Raw genomic sequence first — 24,760 nt, 5'->3', positions numbered from 1 at the left:
TTATTTAAAAATCAATCTCAAAAAATGTAAAATATTTTTATGCAACCGATTGCTTTGTTAATATAAATGTATATATTCGGGTTCAATAATCCAAAATATAACCTAATATGAACCTGCTGTTGCGACACATCTTATTGTCTGCATTCTTTTGGCTTTTAACTTTTGAATGTAAGGCTGACGTTAAACTACCCCAGCTTATAGGTAATCATATGGTGCTTCAGCGAGATATTAAGCTTAAAATATGGGGTTGGGCGGCTAACGGTGAACGTGTAACAATAAGCTTTAACAATAAAAATATAAGTACAACTACTTCAAAAGATAATAAATGGCTAATAATGCTTCCAGCTATGTCCGCTGGCGGACCGTATACAATGACTATTCAGGGTTCAAATCAAATTACATTAACTGATGTTTTAATAGGAGATGTTTATTTTTGCGCTGGGCAATCAAACATGGTTTTGGGTATGGAGCGTTTACGCGAAAATTATCCTAATGAAATTGAAAGCGACGATTTTCCGCAAATTCGTAATTTCTTCGTTCCAACTAAAGCAGATGTAACACGCGAACATGATGAATTGCCAGCAAGTAAGTGGAAACCAGCAACCAAAGAAGGGATATTAGAATTTGGTGGTGTTACTTATTTTTTCGCGAAAAATCTATACCAAAAATATAATGTACCAATTGGTATCATTAATTCAAGTGTAGGAGGTACGCCTATAGAAGCTTGGATGAGTGAAAATGCATTCGCAGAGTTTCCACAGCATTTAGCGCAAATAAAAAATTTTAAAGATACTGCCTATATGAATAGGCAGGCAAAAGCAATTCCCAAAAGTGCCGATCAGCCAATTAAGCCTTCTTATGTCCCTAAAACTTGGTATAAGTTCTTTATGCCGGGCTATTGGGCTGATCAGGGTGTGAGAAATTTAAATGGAGTGGTTTTTTTTAAAAAGGAAATAGATGTTCCAGCGGCGATGACAGGAACAGCAGCCAAGCTTTATATGGGTCGAATTATTGATTCTGACTCGACTTTTGTAAATGGCGTTTTTGTAGGTAACATTACTTATCAGTATCCTCCCCGAAGATATAACATTCCTTCAAGCTTATTAAAACCGGGTAAAAATACCATTTTAGTAAAAGTTACAAATACAAGTGGTAAAGGCGGCTTTGTTCCAGATAAAAACTATGCTCTTCAGGCTAACGGTCAAAAAATAGATTTGAGAGGCGAATGGCAATATCAAGTAAATCAGGTATTTGCTAAAGCTGATAATTTACAAAAAGTTCAAGATAGTTTAAGGCCAATAGTGGCACAAAATTCACCTACTGGACTTTATAACACAATGGTTGCACCTGCTGTCAACTATGCCATAAAGGGATTTTTATGGTATCAAGGCGAAACAAATGCTGGTCAGCCCAAAGAATATGCGAAGCTACTCCCTGCACTTATTAGCGATTGGCGAGCGAAATGGGGTTTAGGTAATATTCCTTTTTTATATGCACAGCTGCCAAACTATATGGAGGTAGATTATTCTCCTGTTGAGAGTGATTGGGCACAGATGCGTCAGAGCCAATTGAAAGCTTTAGATATTACTAACACTGGGATGGCAGTTGCTATCGACGCCGGTGAATGGAACGATATACATCCGCTAAACAAAAAAGAAATTGGAGAAAGATTAGCCTTGTGGGGCCAGCATCTTGCTTATGGCAATAATAAAATTGCGTATTCTGGGCCACTTTTAAAGTCTGCTGTAGCAAATGATAATCAAATTATTTTAAAATTTAATCATGTAGGCAAGGGATTAATTACAAATGATAACCTTCCACTTTATCATTTTGCAATAGCAGGTGCCGATAAAAAGTATGTTTGGGCAAAAGCAAAAATTGAAGGCGATTCAGTAATCGTATGGAATGAATCAATTACTGATCCTATAGCAGTGAGATATGCATGGGCAGATAACCCAAGAGGTGCAAATTTATATAATATGGAAGGATTACCTGCTTCGCCGTTTGAGGTAATTATTAAATAGGAGTAGGTTAAATCAAGTACAAATCTAATAGTAAGTTGGTTTTGGACAATGTTTTCTGCAAAACTAATTTGATAAAGAGTTTTACAATTATGATATTCAAAATAAAATCAAGTAGGATATTACTTTTTCTTGTCATGTTAATGATAGGTAATGTTGTGCTTGGCCAAGATGGGCCAAAGTTTATTGCTCTTACCACAAAAAACGGTCTATCTGCAAACACCATTAACACTATACTTCAAGATAAAAATGGGTTGATGTGGTTTGGCACTAACGACGGCTTAAATAAGTTTGACGGTACTAATTTTACGGTTTACACTTATAATAGTAATGACAATTCTAGTATACCTTCAAATGACATAACCTCGCTTTTAGAAGACAAAACTGGAAGATTATGGGTTGGTACTAGTGGTGGTGGCTTAGCTTATTATGATGCCAAACACAACTTATTCAAATCATTTGAAGGAGATGGTATACCAGGAAGAAAGAGTGAGTTTAATGTAATTACCTTGTTTGAAGATCAAGCGGGAAATATTTGGGTAGGCACATTTGGTGGCTATCGAATTATCAATAGAAAAACGCTGAAAGTTACCAATATAGGGGTTGATGGTTTGGGATCTAGTGTTTTGTCTTTTGCTCAGGGCGATGATGGTAAAGTGTGGGTGGGTACAAACATTGGTTTGCTAAGGGTCGATCAAAAATCTGGAGTAACCGAAAAATTTCTTCATAATCCATCAAATCCAAATAGTTTAAGTGATAATTGTATCAGATCTATCGTAAAGGATAAATATGGTAGAACATTTTTTGGAACAAATAAAGGCTTAAATTTATTAACTGATAACGGAAAGTACTTTAAAAAATTTTTTCAGTTAAATAAAAAATCTGCATCTGATGATATTATTTATGCTGCAAAATTAGCCGATAATGGAGATTTATGGTTAGGTACAGAAGATGGTATTAGTGTATTTAACGTTGATAAAGAAACTTTTTCTAGTATCAGGCCAAATAGGCGAAAATCATTTAGTTTAAGCCATAAATCTGTAAGGAGCATTTTTATGGCCAAAAACGGCATCATTTGGTTGGGTACCTACCAAGGTGGTGTAAACAAGCTTGATCCAAATTTGCCTTTGTTTAATCTTAAAATAAGTAGTCCTTTTGATCCAATGGGGCTTTCGTCTCCAATTGTAACATCTTTTGTAGAATATAAAAAAGGTAAAATCTTTGTCGGAACTGATGGTGGTGGCTTGCATCTTTTCGATAGAGGTACAGGTATGTTTGAACATCCTGAGATTAAAAGCAAAATAGATCCTCAAAATCCATTGTCTATACTCGCACTTGAATTAGACTCTAAAGGTCAGCTTTGGATTGGAACCTATCAAAACGGTTTATTTATCTATAATCCCTTAAGCAAAAGCTATAAACAAATTTTGGCAGGCAATAATGCAACTGATTTAAGTCAGAATGATATATTTTTTATAAAGGAAGATAGCAATGGATTAATATGGATAGGAACTAATGGGAGCGGAATTAATGTTTATGATCCTAAAACAGGTTTAATTAAGCGATATGGCACACAATCTATTGTGCCAAAATTAATGCCAACTAATGGGTTTATGAGGTCAATTTCCGAAGACATTAACGGAGATATGTGGATTGCTTCCAATGGTACAGGAATTATCCAATTCAACCCAAAAACAGGTACGTCTAAAGTATTTAATAAAAAAAATAGCAGACTTTCAAATGATGTCATAATTAGTCTTTTGCATGATAACAAGGGTAATTTATGGGCAGGCTCAAGTGGTGGAGGTCTTAATTTATTAAACAAAAGTGCAGGTAAATTCGAGAATTTTGGAGAAGCAAATGGATTAGCGAATAGTATTGTTTATAAGATATTGCAAAGTAAAGATGGGATAATTTGGGTTAGCACCGATAAAGGAATAAGCTCATTTAATCCATTAACAAAAAAATTCAAAAATTTTGGAAAGCCTAATGGTATTCAAGATGGTCCATTTATCCTAGGTTCAGGTCTTCAAACCTCAGATGGAGAGCTGTATTTTGGTGGTCAAGATGGCTTTAATTATTTTTCGCCAACAACACTTCCAACTCGTGTAATCGTTCCAAAAGTATTGCTTACTGAATTAAAAGTTGCAAACATTATAGTGCTCCCAAATGAGAATTCGCCAATTACTGAGCAAATAAGTGCCGCTAAAGAGATTAATCTCAACTACGGACAAAATTTTTCTATTACCTATACTGCATTAAACTTTACGGCTCCAATACAAAATCATTATGCCTATCGTTTGGTAGGATTAGAAAAAAACTGGAATCATGTGGGTAGTGAAAAAACTGCCTATTATACCAATCTTGATCCTGGTGATTATGTATTTGAGGTTAGAGCGAGTAATAATGAAGGGGTTTGGAGTAAGGACGTTACTTCAGTTGTAATTCATATTCATCCTCCATTTTACAGAACCACCTACGCCTATTTGTTTTATATGATTTTATTTTGCGCAATACTTTTCGGCATTCGTCAGAGAGGCATACAGCGTATTAAACAGCAATTGGCTACTGAACAAGAAAAGATAAATGCAGAAGAAAGAATTTTACAGCAACGCAGAGAGGCCGAACGTGCACATGCTTTAGACATTCAAAAAATCAAATTTCTTACCAATTTAAGTCATGAGTTTAGAACGCCCATATCACTCATTTTAGCTCCAGTAGACAAGTTGTTATCGGTAAATCAAGATTTGCCTGTTATAAATCAGGTAAAAATGATTAGAAGAAATGCAAGAAGGTTACTGAATCTTGTTAATCAGTTGTTAGATTTTAGGAAGATGGAGGAGCAAGAACTAAAACTAAATCTACATGAAGGCGATCTAATTGCATTCATTAATGACGCTGCTGAGGCTTTTCAAGATCTTTCAGATCGTAAAAAAATAGCTTTAACTGTTCAAAATGATATAAAAAGCATCCATACTTTATTTGATCATGATAAGATAGAACGAATTATATTTAACCTCCTATCTAATGCCTTTAAATTTACTACCGAAGGTGGCGAGGTTGCTTTAAAAACTTCACTAAAAGTTAGTGAAGAAGCTGAGCCAATATTTACCTTATCAGTTTCTGACACTGGTATTGGAATTGCCGAAGAAAGTAAAATGAAAGTTTTTACGAGGTTCTTTATGGATAATAACGAAACATCTATACTTAATCAAGGTAGTGGTATTGGTTTGTCAATTGTAAAAGAATTTATTGAATTGCATGGAGGAGAAATATCTGTTGAGAGCGAATTAGGTAAAGGCACAACCTTTATGGTGAAAATGCCGATCAAATTATTGGAAAATGTGCCAATACTAGACATTGTTATGGATCAATATGATGATGTTGAAACAGAAAATATTGCCGATCCAGTATTAGTTCCAACAGATAATAAAATAGCAACTGTGCTTTTGGTAGAAGATAATGAAGAGTTTAGATTTCATTTGAAGGATAGTTTGCAGCCGTATTTTAATATCATTGAGGCTTCAAATGGCAAAGAAGGTTGGCAAAAGACACTTTCTGGACATCCGCAGTTAGTGGTTAGCGATATCAGTATGCCAGAAATGAATGGAATTGAACTTAGTCAGAAAATTAAATCTGATAAAAGAACTAGTCATATACCTGTGATTTTGCTTACTGCCATAAGTGGTGAAGACGACCAAATTAAAGGGCTTAAATCTGGTGCTAATGATTACCTTACTAAACCTTTCAATTTCAATATTTTACATGCTAAAATAGATAATTTGTTGTTGTACAATGACTCGGTTAAATCAGCCTATTCTAAACAAGTGCAGGTGCAGCTTAAAGAAATAGAAATTGAATCAAGCGAGGTGAAATTGCTAAACAAGATTGTTCAGTATATCGATGAAAAGCTTAATAATCCTGAACTTTCAGTAGAAGAATTAAGTAAACATGTTGGTATGAGCAGAGGATCGCTCTATCACAAATTATTAGAAATTACGGGTTTAACGCCAATAGAATACATCCGCTCCGTTAAATTAGATAGAGCAATTGAGTTGCTCGAAAAAAGCGATTATAATGTAGCCCAAATTGCATACATGACAGGTTTTGGTACGCCAAGCTATTTCTCTCGGTTGTTTAAAACCCAATTTAACATGTTGCCATCAGAGTATATCCAAGCTAAACGTAGAAAGTAACCATAAGTAAGACTTAACGAACATTTGATGCTTCTTTTTGAACAAATAGTCTATTCAAAAGCCTCAATTGCTATTAGTTTTGATGCTATCCAAAAAACATTGTATGAAGTCAACCCTAAAGCTATTAGTGTTATTGCTAACCACATCTTTCAATACATTTGCACAAGTTCAAAAATTCCCTTTCCAAAATCATAAACTCGATTTTGAAACTCGAGTAAATGATCTGGTAGCTAGAATGACACTAGAAGAAAAGGTAAGCCAAATGCTAAATACGGCACCAGCAATACCACGTTTAGATGTACCAGCGTATGATTGGTGGAATGAGGTACTTCATGGAGTAGCTAGAACCCCCTATAAAGTAACTGTTTTTCCGCAAGCTATAGGTATGGCCGCCACTTTTGATAAAGCATCGCTTTTTAAGATGGCAGATTACGCTGCACTAGAAGGAAGAGCTATTCACAATAAAGCAGTAGAAGCGGGCAGAGGTGGCGACCGCTACATGGGCTTAACCTATTGGACACCCAATATTAATATCTTTCGTGATCCGCGTTGGGGTAGAGGTCAAGAAACCTACGGAGAAGATCCCTTTCTGACAAAATCAATGGGGGCTTGGTTTGTTAAAGGTTTGCAAGGCGATGATCCAAAATATTTAAAAGCCGCTGCATGTGCTAAGCATTACGCTGTACACAGTGGTCCGGAGCCAGAAAGGCATGTTTTTAATGCCGAAGTGAGCAAATATGATTTGTGGGATACTTATTTGCCCGCATTCAAAACTTTAGTAGTAGATACAAAAGTAGAAGGGGTAATGTGTGCCTATAATGCTTTTCAAACTCAGCCATGCTGTGGAAGCGATTTGCTGATGGTGGATATTTTACGCAAACAATGGAATTTTACAGGTTACGTAACTTCTGATTGTTGGGGTATTGATGATTTCTTTAAAAACCATAAAACCCATACAGATGCTGCAAGCGCATCAGCCGATGCAGTGTTACATGGAACAGATGTAGAATGTGGTACTGATGCGTATAAATCTTTGGTTAAAGCAGTTAAAGATGGTAAATTAACAGAAGCACAAATTGATGTATCGGTTAAAAGACTTTTCATGACTAGGTTTAAGCTTGGAATGTTTGATCCGCCTGCAATGGTGAAATATGCGCAAACACCTTCTTCTGTTTTAGAAAGTTCGGCACATAAAGCTCATGCTTTAAAAATGGCACAACAATCTATTGTTATGCTTAAAAACCAAAATCAAACCTTGCCTTTAAGTAAATCGGCCAAAAAAATTGTTGTTTTGGGGCCAAACGCAGATAATGCGATTGCCATTTTGGGTAATTACAATGGTGTTCCAACAGAACTTAAAACGGTAGTGCAGGGTATTAAAGAAAAACTTCCAAATGCAAATGTGGTATACGAACAAGCAATCAATTTTACCAATGATACGCTGTTGGTTTATATGGATTATGCAAAGCAATGTAGCATTGATGGTAAACAAGGTTTTAAAGCAGAATACTTTAATAATGTAGAATTAAAAGGTGATCCTGTAACTCGATATGAGAATGAGCTAAATTTAGCCTGGCAAGAGGGACAAGGAGTAATAGGCAATATTACAGCAAGAAATTTTTCGGCTAAATACACTACTAATTATATCGCTAGCAAAACAGGCTCTCTAACATTCGAGATAGAGGGTGATGATGGCTATCGCTTTATGATAAATGACAAAGAGGTTATTAATGCTTGGACTAGAAATAGATGGGGTGCTAGGCAATTTAAAATTGATGTTGAAGCCGGGAAGTCATATCAGCTATCATTAGCATATTGGCAAGGAGATGGCAAAGCAAATATTAAATTGAGTTCCGGAGATTATCAGAGAACTGATTTTTTAGCAATAACTGAGAAAGTTAAAGATGCTGATGCCATCGTTTTTGTAGGTGGTATTTCACCACAATTAGAAGGTGAAGAAATGAAAGTTAATTTCCCTGGTTTTAATGGAGGCGATCGTACTTCAATTTTATTACCTAAAGTACAAACAGAGTTAATGAAGGCACTTAAGAAAACTGGCAAACCTTTGGTGTTTGTGATGATGACTGGAAGTGCGATAGCTATTCCTTGGGAGGCAGAAAATGTGCATGCAATTGTAAATACTTGGTATGGTGGCCAATCTGCAGGTACTGCTGTTGCCGATGTGCTTTTTGGAGATTATAACCCAGCTGGAAGATTACCAGTAACTTTTTATCGTTCTGATAAAGATCTGCCAGATTTTTCTGACTACTCAATGAAGGGAAGAACCTATCGTTATTTTACAGGAAAGCCATTGTACGGCTTTGGATATGGTTTAAGCTATAGCACCTTTAAATATGAGCAATTAACTATGCCAACACAAATTAAAAGTGGAAATGCAATTGCGCTAAGTGTTGCCGTTACAAATACAGGTAAAATTACAGGTGAAGAAGTAGTTCAAGTTTACATTACAAACTCAAATTCCGAAGTTAAGTCGCCGCTTAAAGCACTAAAAGGTTTTGAACGGATATCCTTAAAACCTGGAGAACGAAAAGTTGTGAAATTTACGCTTTCACCAGAAGAACTTTCTTTTGTAGATGAAAAAGGGTTAGCGCAGCTGATTAAAGGGAAGTTAATGATTAGCACTGGAGGCTCACAGCCTGATGAATTGAACAGCACTTCTGGTAATATACTTCATAAAACTATTTCTATTTTCTAAAAAGTAAAAAGCCCCACTTTATGAAGTTTTTAAAATTTAAAATTGTACTGTTACTGGCTCTCATAACACAGTTTTGTCTTGCCGAAACGGGATATAGATTATGGTTAAGGTATGATAAAATAGAAAATCGGGCTTTGCTTGAACAATATAAAACCCAAATTAAGTCTGTGAATTTTGCAGGTAATTCTGAAACCGACATAGTGGCTAAAAAGGAGCTTTTTCTCGCTTTACATGGTTTGCTAGCAAGTAACGTCAGTTCTATACCAAATAGTTCTGCGTCTTTGATAGTTGGTACGCCGCAACATTCATCAGCAATAAAATCTATCATTAACACAAATGATTTGCCTAAAGGGGATGATGGATTTTTAATAAAAAGCGTAACCCTAAACGGACAACAAAAAATCGTTATCAGTTCACTAAGTGATAAAGGTGTTTTATACGGGGTTTTTCATTTTATTAAATTGCTACAGTCTAATATTCCTTTGATCAATCTAAATATTAAAGAGTTGCCAGCTATAAAAAATAGAATTCTTAACCATTGGGATAATCTTGATGGTACCGTAGAACGTGGTTATGCTGGATCTTCATTGTGGGAATGGCATAAATTACCAGGGTTTACTCCATCAAGATATATAGATTACGCTCGTGCAAATGCCTCAGTTGGCATTAATGGAACTGTTTTAAATAATGTAAACACCAATGCATTGTCGCTAACAGTTCCTTATCTTATCAAAACAGCTGCATTGGCCAAGGTTTTTAGACCTTACGGGATAAAAGTTTATTTATCAGCTAGATTTAGTGCCCCCATTGAAATTGGAGGCTTAAAAACAGCAGATCCATTAGACCCAAAAGTTAAGCAATGGTGGATTGAAAAGGCGAAAGAAATTTATCAATACATTCCAGATTTTGGAGGATTTCTTGTGAAAGCAAATTCTGAAGGACAGCCTGGGCCGCAAAATTATGGCAGAAACCATGCAGATGGTGCGAATATGCTTGCTGATGCACTTGCTCCTTTTGGTGGAATTGTAATGTGGCGAGCTTTCGTTTATGATGATAAAGTGCCGGATGACAGAGCAAAACAAGCCTACAGTGAATTTAAGCCTTTGGATGGAAAGTTTAAACCTAATGTTTTGGTACAGGTAAAAAATGGTGCCATAGATTTTCAGCCTCGTGAACCTTTTCACCCCTTGTTTGGCGCAATGCCTGCTACTCCGCTGATGATGGAATTTCAGCTAACGCAGGAGTACTTAGGTTTTTCTACTCATTTGGCTTACCTAGCAACAATGTTTACAGAGGTATTAACCGCTGACACTTATGCAAAAGGCAAGGGATCTATTGTGGCGAAAGTGGTTTCGGGTAAGCTTGATAGCCATCAATTAACCGCAATTGCAGGCGTTGCAAACATCGGTTCTGATATTAATTGGTGTGGACATCCTTTTGCACAAGCCAATTGGTTTTCTTATGGTCGATTGGCTTGGAACCCAGAACTTTCTGCGGATAAACTTGCCGAGGAATGGATTAGGCTCACATTTACCAATGATAAAGCTGCCGTTGATGATATTAAAAAAATGATGATGAATTCGAGAGAAACAATAGTTAATTACATGACTCCTCTTGGTTTACATCATATCATGGCAAAAAATCATCATTATGGTCCAGGTCCTTGGGTTAATGATGCTGGTAGAGATGATTGGACTTCAGTTTACTATCATAAAGCTGATAGTGTTGGTGTCGGATTTAATAGAACAAAAACAGGTTCAAATGCTGTTGCACAATATTTTCCAGCGGTAGCTGAACAATTTGGAGATCTTAAAAAGGTTCCAGAAAAGTACTTGTTGTGGTTTCATCGGGTAAAATGGACAGATCAATTGAGTTCGGGAAATACATTATGGAATGAGCTTGTTAAACACTATTATGATGGCGTAAAAAGTGTAGAATCGATGCAATTAACATGGGCAACTATGAAAGGGAAGATTGATGAAGAAAGGCATCAGGAAGTTAATCAGCTATTAGAAATCCAGTATAATGAAGCAAAATGGTGGAGGAACGCTTGTTTGCTTTATTTCCAGTCTTTTTCAAAATTACCTTTACCTGCCGGATATGAAAAACCAGACCACGATCTAAAATATTATCAAAACCTTAAGTTTAGCTTTGTACCGGGGATTAAGAATTGATTTATAGATTTTAGAAGTGAGATGTAAGAAATGCGAAATAAATTCCAATATAATTTGTTACGTGGTGTCACGTTGAGCTTAGTCGAAACATCTTTATTTAATTGCCGTTTACTACCAGCCATGGCGGGCAAGCACTCAGACGACAAGTCTTTCTAAATATCCTCAAAGATGTGAGACTGAGCGCTGTGTCTCAAATCTCACATCTAATATCTTACATCTATTTTATTTCTTCCTTTTCATTACTTTCTGCGCTGCTGCAACAATATCAGCCGGATCAAGTTTGTATTTTGTCATCAACTGATCTGGTGTTGCACTTTCGCCAAAACTGTCGTTAACGGCAACAAATTCCTGTGGCGCCAAATATTCGGTGGTCAGCAAACGGGCAACACTTTCTCCCAACCCACCAAATTTGTTGTGCTCCTCGCAGGTAACCACGCAACCTGTTTTCTTCACAGATTTTAGAATAGCTTCCTCATCCAAAGGTTTAATGGTGTGGATATTTATGATCTCGGCATCAATGCCCAGTTCAGCCAACTGTTCGCCGGCCTCAATTGCTCTCCAGACCATGTGGCCTGTTGCAATAATGGTAACATCGGTTCCCTCATTTACCATCCATGCCTTGCCAATCTCAAACTTCTGGTCTTCTGGTGTAAATACCGGAATTACCGGGCGGCCAAAACGCAGGTAAACTGGACCTTCATAATCCATGATTGCCAGTGTTGCAGCTTTTGTCTGGTTGTAATCGCAGGGATTGATGACCACCATGCCCGGCAGCATCTTCATCAGACCGATGTCCTCCAGAATCTGGTGTGTTGCACCATCTTCACCCAGCGTTAGACCAGCATGCGATGCACAGATCTTAACATTCTTGCCAGAATAGGCAATCGACTGGCGGATCTGATCGTATACACGACCTGTAGAAAAGTTGGCGAAGGTGCCCGTAAACGGAATTTTTCCACTGATGGTCAGACCGGCAGCAATGCCCATCATGTTTGCCTCTGCAATGCCAACCTGCACAAAACGCTCTGGAAAGTCTTTTATGAAGGCATCCATTTTTAGTGAGCCAACCAGATCGGCACAAAGTGCAACAACATTTTCGTTGCATTTACCCGCTTCGTGCAATCCTGCACCGAAACCCGAACGCGTATCCTTTTTTTCTGTATATGTGTATTTTTTCACGATGTGTATATTTTTAATTAACTGCGTTGAAGTTTGCTGCGCAGGTCTTCATTTTTTGTGAGATATGAGATGTGAGATTGGGTTAGTAATTTCCCTCCTTCATATCTATAGATCAAATCTCTTTTTAACAATATTTATGATGAGATTGGAGTTTCAGAAGTCTCATATCTAATTTCTCAAATCTAATTAATAATCCCCAGCTGTTTCCTTTAACTGCCCAAGGGCGGTTTCCAGCTGCTCGTTGCTCGGTGCAGAGCCATGCCACTTGTGCGTGCCAACCATAAAGTCAACCCCGTAGCCCATCTGGGTGCTCATCAGGTTCAGAATTGGCTTGCCTTTTCCCGTCAGGGATTTTGCATAATGCAAGGCCTTTACAATCTCTGCCATGTCATTACCATCAGAGGTAATTACATGCCAGCCGAAGGCCTCGAATTTGGCCTGAAGGTTTTCAAGGGATAATACTTTTTCAGTCGGTCCATCAATCTGCTGACCGTTGTAATCCACGCTCGCAATCAGGTTATCCACTTTGTGGAAAGGGGCAAACATCAAAGCTTCCCAGTTCTGTCCCTCCTGAAGTTCCCCATCGCCCATCAATGCATAAACGATAGATTTATCCCCATCAAGTTTTTTGCCCAGTGCTGCGCCGATGGCAACAGAAAGTCCCTGTCCGAGTGAGCCAGAGGCGATGCGTACGCCTGGCAGGCCTTCATGTGTTGTAGGGTGTCCCTGCAATCTCGAATCAAGTTTTCTGAAGGTAGCCAGTTCGCTTACCTCGAAATAACCTGATCTGGCCAGTACGCTGTACCAGACCGGAGAAATGTGTCCGTTTGAAAGGAAGAACATGTCTTCGCCAGCACCTTCCATCTTGAACTCTGGATTGTGGTTAAGCACCTCGAAATATAATGCGGTAAAGAAATCCGCACAGCCCAAAGAGGCACCTGGGTGGCCAGACTGAACGGCATGGACCATTCTCAAACAATCTCTTCTAACCTGTGAGGCGATATCTTCTAATTCGCTAATTGTATGTTTCATTAATATAATGTTGGTTGTTTTCTATTGTAATTAAATGATAGAATTTAAATTCATTTATGGTTCTATTATTTCAATCTGAACTTAAATCGCACCCAAATTATAAAAATTAATTGGTTTATGCAATCGGTTGAATTTTCATGACTATTAAATCTTATATTTTTATGCAATCGGTTGTTTTTACAATTATTTCTTTTTAATTTTATTTTTTGTTCATCTAAAATGTGCGAACAACTGATTACCAATTAGAAATTGTATGAAAAAAGTATTCTTTATTTTGATAGGATTATTTGCAGGTCTTTGCCACGGTCAAATCACCATTCAAAATCCGATAATGTCTGGGTTTTATCCAGATCCAAGTATTACTAGGGTTGGAGATGATTTTTACCTCGTTAATTCAACATTTGCTTATTTTCCTGGTATTCCCGTTTTTCATAGTAAAGATTTAAAAAATTGGAAACAGTTAGGAAGTGTAATCGATAGACCTTCTCAAATGACATTTTTTGGCGATCAAACTTCAAGAGGTCTGTTCGCTCCTTCTATCAATTATTTTAAGGGTACTTATTATGTTACCTGCACAAATATCGACAAGAGAGGGAATTTTGTAATGACAGCCAAAAGCCCAGCTGGCCCATGGAGCGATCCAATTTGGCTACCAAAAGTAAGAGGGATAGATCCATCTTTGTTTTTTGATACTGATAAAGCTTATATCGTTTACAATAGCGATGCGCCAAATAATAAACCGCTCTATTCTGGTCACCGAACCATTCGCACTTACGAGTTTGATCCTAAAACAATGAATGTAGTAGGCGAAGAAATTCAATTAGTTAACGGCGGTGTTGATTTAAGCAAAAAACCTGTTTGGATAGAAGGTCCGCATATTTTTAAACGAGGAGATTGGTATTACTTATGTGCAGCCGAAGGAGGTACTTCTGTAAATCACTCTCAGGTAATTTTAAGAAGTAAAAATGCAACTGGACCATATATCCCTTATGACAAAAATCCAATTTTAACACAACGTGATTTAGATCCAATGCGTAAAAATCCAATTACTTCTGCTGGTCATGCTGAGTTAGTTGATGGACCCGACGGGAAAACTTATGCAGTTTTTCTTGCGGTTAGGCCTTATGAAGGAAATCATTACAATACAGGTAGAGAGACTTTTATTGCTCCAGTAAAATGGGTAGATGAGTGGCCAATTATCAATCCTGATGTTAAAGAAATTCAATACAGCTACACTTTTGATTATAAAGAAGTAAAACAAAAAGCACCACCACAAAGCGGAAATTTCGCTTACAGAACAAAATTTGATAAAAAATTAGACCAGTCATTACTTTTTCTAAGAACTAATGATACAAGTTGGTATAAGTTAGAAAAGAAAAATGGTTTAATCATGAAATTGCTTCCAGAAACCTGCATGGGTTTAGGTAATCCGTCATTTATTGGTAAGCGTCAACAACATTTAACAGGTTTTGCAACTACAGAAATGGTTTTCGAGGCAAAAAAAGAAAATGAAAAAGCTGGGATGTTGATTTTCCAAAGTGAGTATAATTTCTATTATATCTGTCAATCGGTAAAAGATGGCAAACAAGTAGTTCAACTTTTTAAAGGAAATCCAAAAACAAAAACAATGGATTTGATTACCGAAGCACCATTAGATGCTAAAAAGGTGCAGTTTAAAATAGAGGCCCAGCGAGAATATTACAGTTTTTACTATACCGATGAAAAAGGAAATTGGAAATTACTAAAAGATAAAGTTGATGGTAAGTTGATCAGTACTCAAACTGCTGGCGGATTTGTGGGAGCATTATATGCGCTTTATTCCACTTCGTCAGGCCAAGCCTCTCAAAATAAAGCCATGTTTAAATGGTTAGATTATGCTGGTAATGATACCGTTCACGCTAAAAAATAAAATATATAAATGTATCTACTAGGTATCGATGTTGGCACCTCATCTATTAAGGTTGCAGTAGTTGATGTAAACACACAAAAAAGTGTTGCTGCGGTTCAATATCCAGAAAACGAGGCAGAAATAAAATCTGTACAATCTGGATGGGCCGAACAAGCCCCTATGGATTGGTGGCATAATGTGCAGCAGGCTATTTTAAAGGTTAATACACTCAATTTATTTGATCCGAAGAAAATTAAAGCCATCGGCATTGCCTACCAAATGCATGGTTTGGTGGTGGTTGATAAAAACCAAGAAGTTTTACGCGATAGCATTATTTGGTGCGATAGTAGAGCCGTTGAACTAGGTGAAAAAGCCTTTGATGTAATTGGTCATGAGCAATCTTTGGCCAGCTTGTTAAACTCTCCAGGGAATTTTACCGCTTCTAAATTGGCATGGGTTAAAAACAATGAACCAGCTATTTACAAAAGAATAGATAAGATGATGTTGCCTGGTGATTTTATTGCCATGAAGCTTACAGGAGAAATTACTACCAGTATTTCAGCACTTTCAGAAGGCGTTTTTTGGGATTTTAAAAAAGATGAAATTTCTGAAGATGTAATGAGCCATTATGGCTTTAACGCAGATTTAATTCCTCCAGTACAACCTTTGTTTTCATCACATGGGTATTTAAAAGATGGAGTTGCTAAATTGTTGGGTTTAACAGCAGGTATTCCGGTAGCGTATAAATCTGGTGATCAACCTAATAATGCTTTATCATTGAACGTACTAAAACCTGGAGAAGTTGCTGCAACTGCAGGTACATCTGGGGTTATTTATGGGGTAAGTGATGAATTGACTTATGATCAGCAATCGAGGGTAAACACTTTTGCTCACGTTACTTACACAAAAGAACATAAGCATACTGGGGTATTGTTGTGCATTAATGGTACTGGAAGTATGTATCGTTGGGCTAAACATACTTTTGCGCCTTATTTATCATATCCAGAGTTAAATCTCATTGCAGCACAGGCACCAATCGGCAGCAAAGGCTTAAAGGTTTTACCATTCGGAAATGGAGCAGAAAGGATGTTAAACAACAAGTATACCGGTGCTCAACTAAACGGAATAGATTTAAATACTCACGGCCAAGCCGAGATTTTTAGAGCGGTGCAAGAAAGCATAGTTTTTGCATTTAGATATGGCTTAGACATTATGCGTGAAAATGGCATGAACCCAAAACTGATTAGGGCGGGCAAAGCAAATTTATTTTTAAGCGAGGTATTTGCGCAAACTTTTGTAGATGTTACCGGAGTGCCAGTTGAATTATATGAAAATGACGGCAGTGTTGGTGCAGCTTTAGGTGCGGGTATTGGTGCAGGTATCTTTAAAAGTGCCGAAGATGCCTTTACACAACATCAAGTGTTAAGTTATCTCGAACCAAAAAATACGGCAGCTTACGAGCCGATTTACCAAGATTGGAAACAACTATTAATGAAAACTTTAGGATAGAAATATAAAAAAATAAATACAATGACAAAAGTAGTAACAGGAGAAAAAGAATTTTTTAAAGGTATTGAGCAAATTAAATTTGAAGGTTTGCAAAGCGATAACCCCATGGCTTTTAGATGGTATGATGCCAACAAAGTTGTAGCAGGCAAAACCATGACTGAGCATTTTAAATTTGCATGTGCTTATTGGCATTCTTTTAACGGTAACGGTGCAGATCCATTTGGTGGCGCTACGCATATTTTTCCATGGGATGAAAAGAAAGATGCCGTAGAGCGTGCAAAAGATAAAATGGATGCTGCTTTTGAATTTATCACTAAAATGCAACTGCCTTATTACTGTTTCCACGATGTGGATGTGGTAGATTATACCGATGACATTGCAGATAATGAGAGAAGGTTACAAGCGTTGGTTGAGTACGCGAAACAGAAACAAGCGGATAGCGGTGTAAAATTATTATGGGGTACAGCAAATTTGTTCAGTCACAAAAGATATATGAACGGCGCTTCAACCAATCCAGATTTTCATGTTTTGGCACATGGTGCTGCACAAGTTAAAGCTGCTTTAGACGCAACCATCGCCCTTGGCGGAGAAAATTATGTGTTTTGGGGTGGAAGAGAAGGCTACATGAGTTTGCTAAATACAAATATGAAACGTGAGCAAGAACATTTGGCTAAGTTTTTACATACAGCGAAAGATTATGCTCGCAAACAAGGTTTTAAAGGCACTTTCTTTATCGAACCTAAACCATGTGAGCCATCTAAACACCAATATGATTATGATGCTGCAACAGTTAAAAGTTTCTTGCAACAGTACGATTTATTGGAAGATTTTAAATTAAACTTAGAAGTAAACCATGCAACTCTAGCTGGGCATACTTTTCAGCATGAATTGCAAGTAGCGGTTGATAATGGTTTATTAGGTTCTATTGATGCTAACCGTGGAGATTACCAAAATGGTTGGGATACAGATCAGTTCCCGAACGATATTAATGAGTTGACAGAAGCCATGTTGATTATCTTAGAAGGTGGTGGTTTACAAGGTGGTGGCGTAAACTTTGATGCCAAAATCCGTAGAAACTCTACAGATCAAGCAGATTTATTTTATGCACACATTGGTGGGATGGATTTATTTGCCCGTGCTTTAATTACTGCAGATTCTGTTCTTCAAAAATCTGATTATAAAAAAGTGCGTGCAGATAGATATGCTTCATTTGATAGTGGCAAAGGTGCAGAATTTGAGCAGGGAAAATTAACGCTCGAAGATTTGAGAAATTATGCTGTAGAAAAAGGCGAACCACAAACTTTAAGTGGTAAACAAGAATATTTAGAAAACATTATTAACAGACACATTTAAAAAAACAGTAAATGCTCAAACACGCTCCTAACGGTTTGAGCATTTTTATTTACGCTTAAAATTCTAACCAAAAACCAAACATGAACAGTTTAGCTATTAAAGATTACATTGTATTTCTGATATACTTTGTAATTGTTGCCGCGTACGGGTGGTTTATTTACCGTAAAAAGAAAAAGTCGGTTTCGGCTTCACACGATTATTTTTTAGCTGAAGGTTCTCTTACCTGGTGGGCTATAGGTACATCACTAATTGCCTCAAACATATCATCCGAACAATTTATTGCTATGAGTGGCAATGGCTTTAAAATGGGTTTAGCCATTGCAACTTACGAATGGATGGCTGCATTAACATTAATTATAGTTGCCGTATTTTTTATTCCTGTTTATTTAAAGAATAAAATTTACACCATGCCACAATTTTTACAGCAACGTTATAATGAAACCGTAGCAATGATTATGGCTGTTTTTTGGTTATTACTGTATGTTGTAGTTAATTTAACTTCTATACTTTATTTGGGTGCTTTAGCTATTAATGGCATATCGGGTATTGATACCACATTATGTATGTATGCTTTGGCTGCATTTTCTATCATTATCGCATTAGGCGGAATGAAGGTAATTGGTTACACTGATGTAATACAAGTAATTTTCTTGATTTTAGGCGGATTAGTAACTACATATTTGGCTTTGGGAAGAGTTGCGGAATTGAATGGGCAAGATGGCGTAATCAATGGTTTTAACTATATGATGAGCCAATCTGATGATCATTTTCACATGATTCTGAAAAAGGATAATCCTAATTTTCCAAGTTTACCAGGATTAACGGTATTGTTTGGAGGGATGTGGATTGTGAATTTAAATTATTGGGGCTGTAACCAATACATAACGCAACGTGCCTTAGGGGCTGATTTGAAAACGGCAAGAAGCGGTATTTTATTTGCTGCATTTTTAAAATTATTAATGCCGGTTATCGTGGTTTTACCTGGTATTGCAGCGTACGTAATTCACATGAAGGGTGGTTTACAAACAGAAATGCTACAAGATGGTGTATTGAATCCTGATAAGGCTTACCCAGTTTTATTAAATCTTTTACCTGCTGGATTAAAAGGTTTATCATTTGCAGCATTAACAGCTGCAATTGTTGCTTCATTGGCAGGTAAGGTAAATAGTATTGCCACCATTTTTACTTTAGATATCTTTAAAAAGAAAATTGATTTAGAAGCAAGCGAGCAAAAATTAGTAAAAGTTGGTAAAATAGTAGTGGTTGTGGCAATGGTTGCAGCAGTTATTATAGCTCCATTTTTAGGTATAGACAAAAAAGGAGGATTTGAGTTTATACAAGAATACACTGGCTTTGTTAGTCCGGGTATTTTTGCCATGTTTATTTTAGGATTTTTCTGGAAAAAGACAAGTTCAAATGCAGCAATGTTTGCTACCGTTGGTGGGTTTGCATTCTCTGTATTACTCAAATTTTTACCAAGATTGATGGATTTAAAATTCTTAGCTTCATCTGGTTTTTCTTCATTGGTTGCTCAGCCTGATGGTACATCATTATATGAAATTCCTTTTTTAGATAGAATGGGTTTTGTATTCGTTATTGCCGTAATTGGAATGGTAATTATCAGTTTAATTGATGATAAAAAAGGCACTAAAGCTAAAGGATTAGAAATTGATAGCAGTATGTTTAAGGTTAGCAACAGTTTTGCCCTTGGTTCTGCAGTTGTAATTGTTATTCTAACGGGTCTTTATGCTTATTTCTGGTAATTTGTGCTTGATACTTATTGATAATAATTTTTTTACGTAAACTTGCGATAGAACATTTTAAATTATCTTGAAAAAAAGGACTACCATTTATGATATTGCCAATGCTCTTGATGTAACGGTTTCAACTGTATCAAGAGCATTGAGCAATTTTCCAGGTATTAGCGATGCTACTAAAAAGGCTGTGATTGAAATGGCTGCCAAACTAGATTATCGTCCTAATAAATTAGCGTCTGCACTAAAGTCAGGGAAAACTTTTATCATCGGTGTGATTGTTCCAAGCATTCAAGCACATTTTTTTGCTTCTATTATCCATAGCATTGAAGATGAGTTGAAAGATAGTGGCTATAGCATTATTGTTTATCAGTCTAGCGAATCTGTAGTGAAAGAAATAAAAGGAGTAAGTACATTACTAGAAGCGCAAGTTGATGGAATTATGGCTTCTTTAGCCCTTGAAACTGAAGATGTTTCACATTTTGACGAAGTAATTAAACAAAATAAACCACTCATTCTATTTGATAGGGTTGATGAACTTTTAAAAGTACCTACAGTTACGCTTAATGATTTTAAAGCTGGGTTTATAGCGGCTACACACCTAATAGATAGAGGTTATAAAAAAATAGCTTTTGTAACTACAAGTCATAAAATTAAAATATTTAGCGAGCGATTAGAAGGTTATAAACAAGCACTTAAATTAAACAATCTACCTGTTTTAGAAGAAGATATTATTTTGGGAGGCTTGTCTATTAAAGATGGTCGTTTTGGCATCAGTAAGTTATTGCGCAATGAAAATCGGCCAGATGCCATTATTGCTGGAGATGACTTTACTGCATTAGGCATAATTAAAAAACTAAAAGAAGTAAACTTAGCACCACCAGTAATTGGGGTAATGGGTTTTGCAAACGAAGTTTTTTCGCCTTATGTAACGCCAAGCTTATCTACGGTAGATCAGCATCCAAACCTAATTGGTAAAGAATGTGCGAAGCTGTTTTTAGATATGATTAAACAAAACAATCCTTACGATAAAATTTCGAATATCGTTATAGAACCTACTATTGTAGATCGACAATCGACAGGTACTTATTTAGAAAAGTCGGTTTAAGTTTTTCTTCTCACAGTCGATAGTTTTCTTTCTGCAGGTGCAAGATTTCTTTTTGCAGGCGCTAGTTTTCTTTTTGCAGGTGCAAGATTTCTTTCTGCAAGTGCAAGATTTCTTTTTGCAGGCGCTAGTTTTCTTTTTGCAGGCGCTAGTTTTCTTTTTGCAGGTGCAAGATTTCTTTTGGCAGGTTCAAGATTTCTTTTTGCAGGCGCTAGTTTTCTTTTTGCAGCTGCAAGATTTCTTTTGGCAGGTGCAAGATTTCTTTTTGGAGGTTCAAGATTTCTTTTTGCAGGCGATAGGTTTCTTCTCGCCTTGCTGCTTGTCCCCACGAATCGAAATTTATTTGAGATTTAATCAATTGAGATATGTTAATTCGTTATTAGATGCGCTATTGATTGGTGATAACAAAAAACAAAACAAGGATTGTTTCGTGGGGACACGAACCATGGCGTAAATTTTGTCAGACTGACAATCTTGATATGACATCTAAGACCATTTCAACCCAAAATACCAGCAAATTATTACAAAAATACTCATAAATTATTCAAACAAAATCCAATCAATTTCTGCGGATGCACCGCTTTTCATTACAATAAATAAATGTTGAACACCTTTTTGCACATTTAATACTTTAGTTTTAATCTCCATCAACTTGTCACTTTTTGGGATTTTTATTTCCGCAACTAAAGCACCATTCACACTTCCGCTCCGCAATTCTATTACAGCTCCATCGTTCGCTTTAGCCGTCAGTTTGATTTGACGTAGAGGAAATTCTCCAAAATTGATGCTATTGTATTGGAGCCATGCATTCCTTTTTGTAAACAGCGTTTTCCAACCTTTAAATGTTGCTGCCGTATCTAAAAATTCGATTTTTACACCTTCGCTGATTTTAGAATATCGATCTATTTGTATGGGTTTTGTAGCATCAGTAATGCCAATTCCACGAAATGTTGGGATTACCTTTTTAATCGTCCCATCTGCATTAAAACTTAAACTGTCTGCTCTTATCGATCTTGCTTTATCAAAATTCGGTGAGTAATCGTTATGGTGATAAAATAAATACCATTGATTTTTAAATTCAATCATCGAATGATGATTGGTCCAACAACCAGTTTCAGACTCATCCATAATAACGCCTGCAAACTTAAATGGCCCCATTGGATTATCGCTTATAGCATATTCTAACCTTTCTATTTTATTTTCTACATGCGAATAGGTGAGGTAATAGATGCCATTTCTCTCGAACATAAAAGGGCCTTCTTTTAATCCTTGTGTGGGTAAATCGGCAAGTGTTTTAACTTCTGATGCAAGCTCTAACATATTAGACTTTAATTTGGCGGCATAAATATTTCCTCCCGACCAGTACAAATAAGCTTGGCCATCTTTATCTATAAAAACACTTGGATCTATACCACGTACACCTTTAATTGGGTTACTTTCTGGTTTAAATGGTCCTTCAGGTTTATCGGCAACTGCCACGCCAATGGTAAAGCCTTTGCCGTATGTAACGGTATCTTTTGGGTTAGATGGAAAGTAGAAATAATATTTTCCATTTCGTTCGATACAATCTGGCGCCCACATGCTGTAGCTATCTGGTTTTACCCAAGGCACTTCGTTTTGCGTTACAATCATGCCATGATCTGTCCAATCTGTGAGGTTGGCCGATGAAAATACATGGTAATCTTCCATGGCGAACCAGCCTGGCCTACCTTTTCCTTTCGTTGCTAAAATATCATGAGATGGATAAACATATACACGATTATTAAAAACCCTAGCAGTTGGATCGGCTGTAAACTGGTTATTGATAAGTGGGTTTTGAGCATTTGCTGTATTGCCAATGCATATAAAACCTAAACAAATGAAAATATACTTTAACATCTTATCTTAATTAAATACCATCACAAAGCCATCGTTTGCTTTTAAGGTTACGTTAACAATTCCATCTACAACAATATCTTTGATGGCAAAACTTGGCTCATCATTATTGTTAGTGCCAGAGGCAATGATTGCTCCTTTTTTGCCTTTCAAAAATGATAAATCGAGGTTCATGGCTTTCTCTATCTTCTCCCCATTTAAACCTGCTACATACCATTTGGATCCAGATTTTCTGGCCACCACGAAAGTTTTGCCAGGATCGGCTTCAATGAGTTTTACCTCATCCCAACTATTTGGCAGATTTCTTAAAAAATTCTTTACGCTGTCTGATACATGACTCATCCCTTCTGGGCTTTCGGCGTAATGCTGTATACCTGATAAAAATACCACGGCAGTAGAAAGCTCAAATGCTGCGGTAGTTGCTCTTTTGATGTTCGGAATTTTATAAAGGTTCATTGGCGTAAAATCCATCGGGTCAAAATTATTCCTAATCAAAGCAATCAATAACATATGTTGTGGAGCACTATTTGCTGCTCCTTGAGAAAATGTAATCATCTCATATCCATGTACAGCTTCGGCAGTCATTAAATTTGGATAGGTGCGTTGCAAACCGCGAGGTAAGGTTGCGCCATGAAAGTTAATGAGCAGTTGATATTTAGCAGCATCCTCCAAAATATCTTCGTAATAATTGATCATCGATTGACCATCGCCAGCGAAAAAATCGATTTTTAAACCCTTTATGCCCATTTCACGCAAACGAGCAAACTCTTTAATTCTGCTTTCGTGGGTTAATAATTTGTCTTTGGGCGTAAATTTTACGGTGTTCCAACTTCCGGCAGAGTTGTACCATAAAAGCAGACCTACGTTTTTTGTCTTAGCATAATCAGCCAATAGCTTAACAGAATCATAACCCATCAATTGATCCCAATTGGCATCTAACAAACAGTATTGCCATTTCATATCAGAAGCTAAGTCTACATACTTTTTCTGTACTTTATAAACTGTCGAATCGTCTTTTTTCAAGATCCAGCTCCAAGCAGATTTTCCCGGTTTAACAAAAGAAAAATCCATCTTTTTTTCTGGCAAAGCCAAATCAGTTCCTAATGTAGATTCGGCAATGGTTTTTAAACTGCCAATGGCGATAATCCGCCAAGGTGTTTTCCAAGGCAAGCTAGATTCTGGTAACAAAGTTGCCTTTCCGTTCGTAAAAACTTCAGCTGGTTGCGGGAAATTGACTTTATATTCGCTATCTGGTGAATGTTGCTGTAATGCCGTGCCAGCATAACTTTTTCCTAAACTTGCTTCGGTTAACATTATCCAAGTGTCATTGTATTTAAATAAAGCTGGATAAATCCATCCATTGGCTCCCGGTGAAGATGTTCCCGTGGCAATATTACTTCTGTAATAATCTTCGTAAGATGGATTGGTATGTTCAAAACCTGTTTGAGCCTCTGCTTTAGGTTGTAGCCAAGCCCTCGTTCCCTCATTAAAATGAAAACTGGTGGCTTCTGCTACAATCTTTTTTATATCCTTAATTTTTTCCGGAAATTCATATTGAAAAGCAACACCATCATTACTAATTCTGAAGACAATATTCATCTTTTTTCCGCTTTGCGTTATAGTTTCTATTATTCTCTGGTTTGCATTATAAGTAATGTTCTTCTTTTTAGCGTTAAGCATGGTATAAGAATCAGAAATTAAAGTTGGAGCAGAAACCTTCACAATCTTTAAATTTTTAGAAAAATCTTCATCTTCTCTAACCACACCTAGGTTCGATTCGCGTAAAACTGTTTTGCCATTATAAGAAATGGTATAGGTGATTTTCTCAGCGTTGTAAGTCAACACAATTTTTTTATCTGAACTGCTTACTGTATATGTAGATTGAGCAAAACTGCCCATACTCATTAGTATAAAATATAAAGTGATTATTTTTTTCATGTCGGTTTTATAATAGGTTG

Annotated in this window: 14 protein-coding genes; 9 read left to right on the top strand and 5 right to left on the bottom strand. The window is 36.7% G+C overall.

The features are described from left to right. Window positions 1-107: 107 nt before the first annotated feature. From AC07XU_RS15540 to AC07XU_RS15525, 4 genes are all read left to right on the top strand, one after another. Entirely contained in the window at window positions 108-2,024 is a 1,917-nt protein-coding gene (locus AC07XU_RS15540) for a sialate O-acetylesterase (RefSeq protein ID WP_494944558.1), read from the top strand. Between the two features lie 134 nt (window positions 2,025-2,158). Then, window positions 2,159-6,217, top strand: a complete 4,059-nt coding sequence (locus tag AC07XU_RS15535) for a hybrid sensor histidine kinase/response regulator transcription factor (RefSeq protein WP_494944557.1) — start codon at window positions 2,159-2,161, stop codon at window positions 6,215-6,217. Between the two features lie 103 nt (window positions 6,218-6,320). Next, entirely contained in the window at window positions 6,321-8,933 is a 2,613-nt protein-coding gene (locus AC07XU_RS15530; protein ID WP_494944556.1) for a glycoside hydrolase family 3 C-terminal domain-containing protein, read from the top strand. Between the two features lie 20 nt (window positions 8,934-8,953). Then, the gene (locus AC07XU_RS15525) at window positions 8,954-11,107 is read left to right on the top strand and encodes an alpha-glucuronidase family glycosyl hydrolase (protein ID WP_494944555.1); all 2,154 of its coding nucleotides are present in this window, start codon (window positions 8,954-8,956) and stop codon (window positions 11,105-11,107) included. 222 nt (window positions 11,108-11,329) lie between these two features. Here the strand turns inward: AC07XU_RS15525 and AC07XU_RS15520 are convergent, their stop codons facing one another. Beyond that, window positions 11,330-12,286, bottom strand: a complete 957-nt coding sequence (locus tag AC07XU_RS15520) for a transketolase family protein (RefSeq protein ID WP_494944554.1) — start codon at window positions 12,284-12,286, stop codon at window positions 11,330-11,332. A gap of 186 nt (window positions 12,287-12,472) precedes the next feature. Next, window positions 12,473-13,318, bottom strand: coding sequence for a transketolase (locus AC07XU_RS15515; protein WP_494941647.1), 846 nt, complete (start codon window positions 13,316-13,318; stop codon window positions 12,473-12,475). A gap of 253 nt (window positions 13,319-13,571) precedes the next feature. Between AC07XU_RS15515 and AC07XU_RS15510 the strand changes: the two genes are divergently transcribed. From AC07XU_RS15510 to AC07XU_RS15490, 5 genes are all read left to right on the top strand, one after another. Then, window positions 13,572-15,227, top strand: coding sequence for a glycoside hydrolase family 43 protein (locus AC07XU_RS15510; protein ID WP_494944553.1), 1,656 nt, complete (start codon window positions 13,572-13,574; stop codon window positions 15,225-15,227). Window positions 15,228-15,236: 9 nt separating this feature from the next. Next, window positions 15,237-16,715, top strand: a complete 1,479-nt coding sequence (locus AC07XU_RS15505; RefSeq protein ID WP_494944552.1) for a xylulokinase — start codon at window positions 15,237-15,239, stop codon at window positions 16,713-16,715. Window positions 16,716-16,736: 21 nt separating this feature from the next. Then, window positions 16,737-18,068, top strand: a complete 1,332-nt coding sequence (xylA, locus tag AC07XU_RS15500) for a xylose isomerase (protein WP_494944551.1) — start codon at window positions 16,737-16,739, stop codon at window positions 18,066-18,068. Window positions 18,069-18,148: 80 nt separating this feature from the next. Then, a complete protein-coding gene (locus tag AC07XU_RS15495) occupies window positions 18,149-19,831 on the top strand; it encodes a sodium:solute symporter family transporter (RefSeq protein ID WP_494944550.1) in 1,683 nt (560 codons plus the stop codon). 67 nt (window positions 19,832-19,898) lie between these two features. Continuing rightward, window positions 19,899-20,930: a LacI family DNA-binding transcriptional regulator gene (locus AC07XU_RS15490; RefSeq protein ID WP_494944549.1), complete on the top strand. Its 1,032-nt coding sequence runs from the start codon at window positions 19,899-19,901 to the stop codon at window positions 20,928-20,930. Here the strand turns inward: AC07XU_RS15490 and AC07XU_RS15485 are convergent. The 3 genes from AC07XU_RS15485 to AC07XU_RS15475 form a co-directional block, all read right to left on the bottom strand. Next, a complete protein-coding gene (locus AC07XU_RS15485) occupies window positions 20,927-21,256 on the bottom strand; it encodes a hypothetical protein (RefSeq protein WP_494944548.1) in 330 nt (109 codons plus the stop codon). The two genes, AC07XU_RS15490 and AC07XU_RS15485, sit on opposite strands and share 4 nt — an antisense overlap. Before the next feature lie 211 nt (window positions 21,257-21,467). Next, window positions 21,468-22,805, bottom strand: a complete 1,338-nt coding sequence (locus tag AC07XU_RS15480; protein ID WP_494944547.1) for a family 43 glycosylhydrolase — start codon at window positions 22,803-22,805, stop codon at window positions 21,468-21,470. Between the two features lie 6 nt (window positions 22,806-22,811). Then, window positions 22,812-24,740: a glycoside hydrolase family 97 protein gene (locus tag AC07XU_RS15475; protein WP_494944546.1), complete on the bottom strand. Its 1,929-nt coding sequence runs from the start codon at window positions 24,738-24,740 to the stop codon at window positions 22,812-22,814. Between the last annotated feature and the right edge of the window lie 20 nt (window positions 24,741-24,760).

The sequence above is a fragment of the Pedobacter sp. GW456-11-11-14-TSB4 genome (assembly GCF_059424425.1).
Note: the sequence above shows the minus strand (reverse complement) of the source record. Positions and strands in the feature narration are given on the sequence as shown.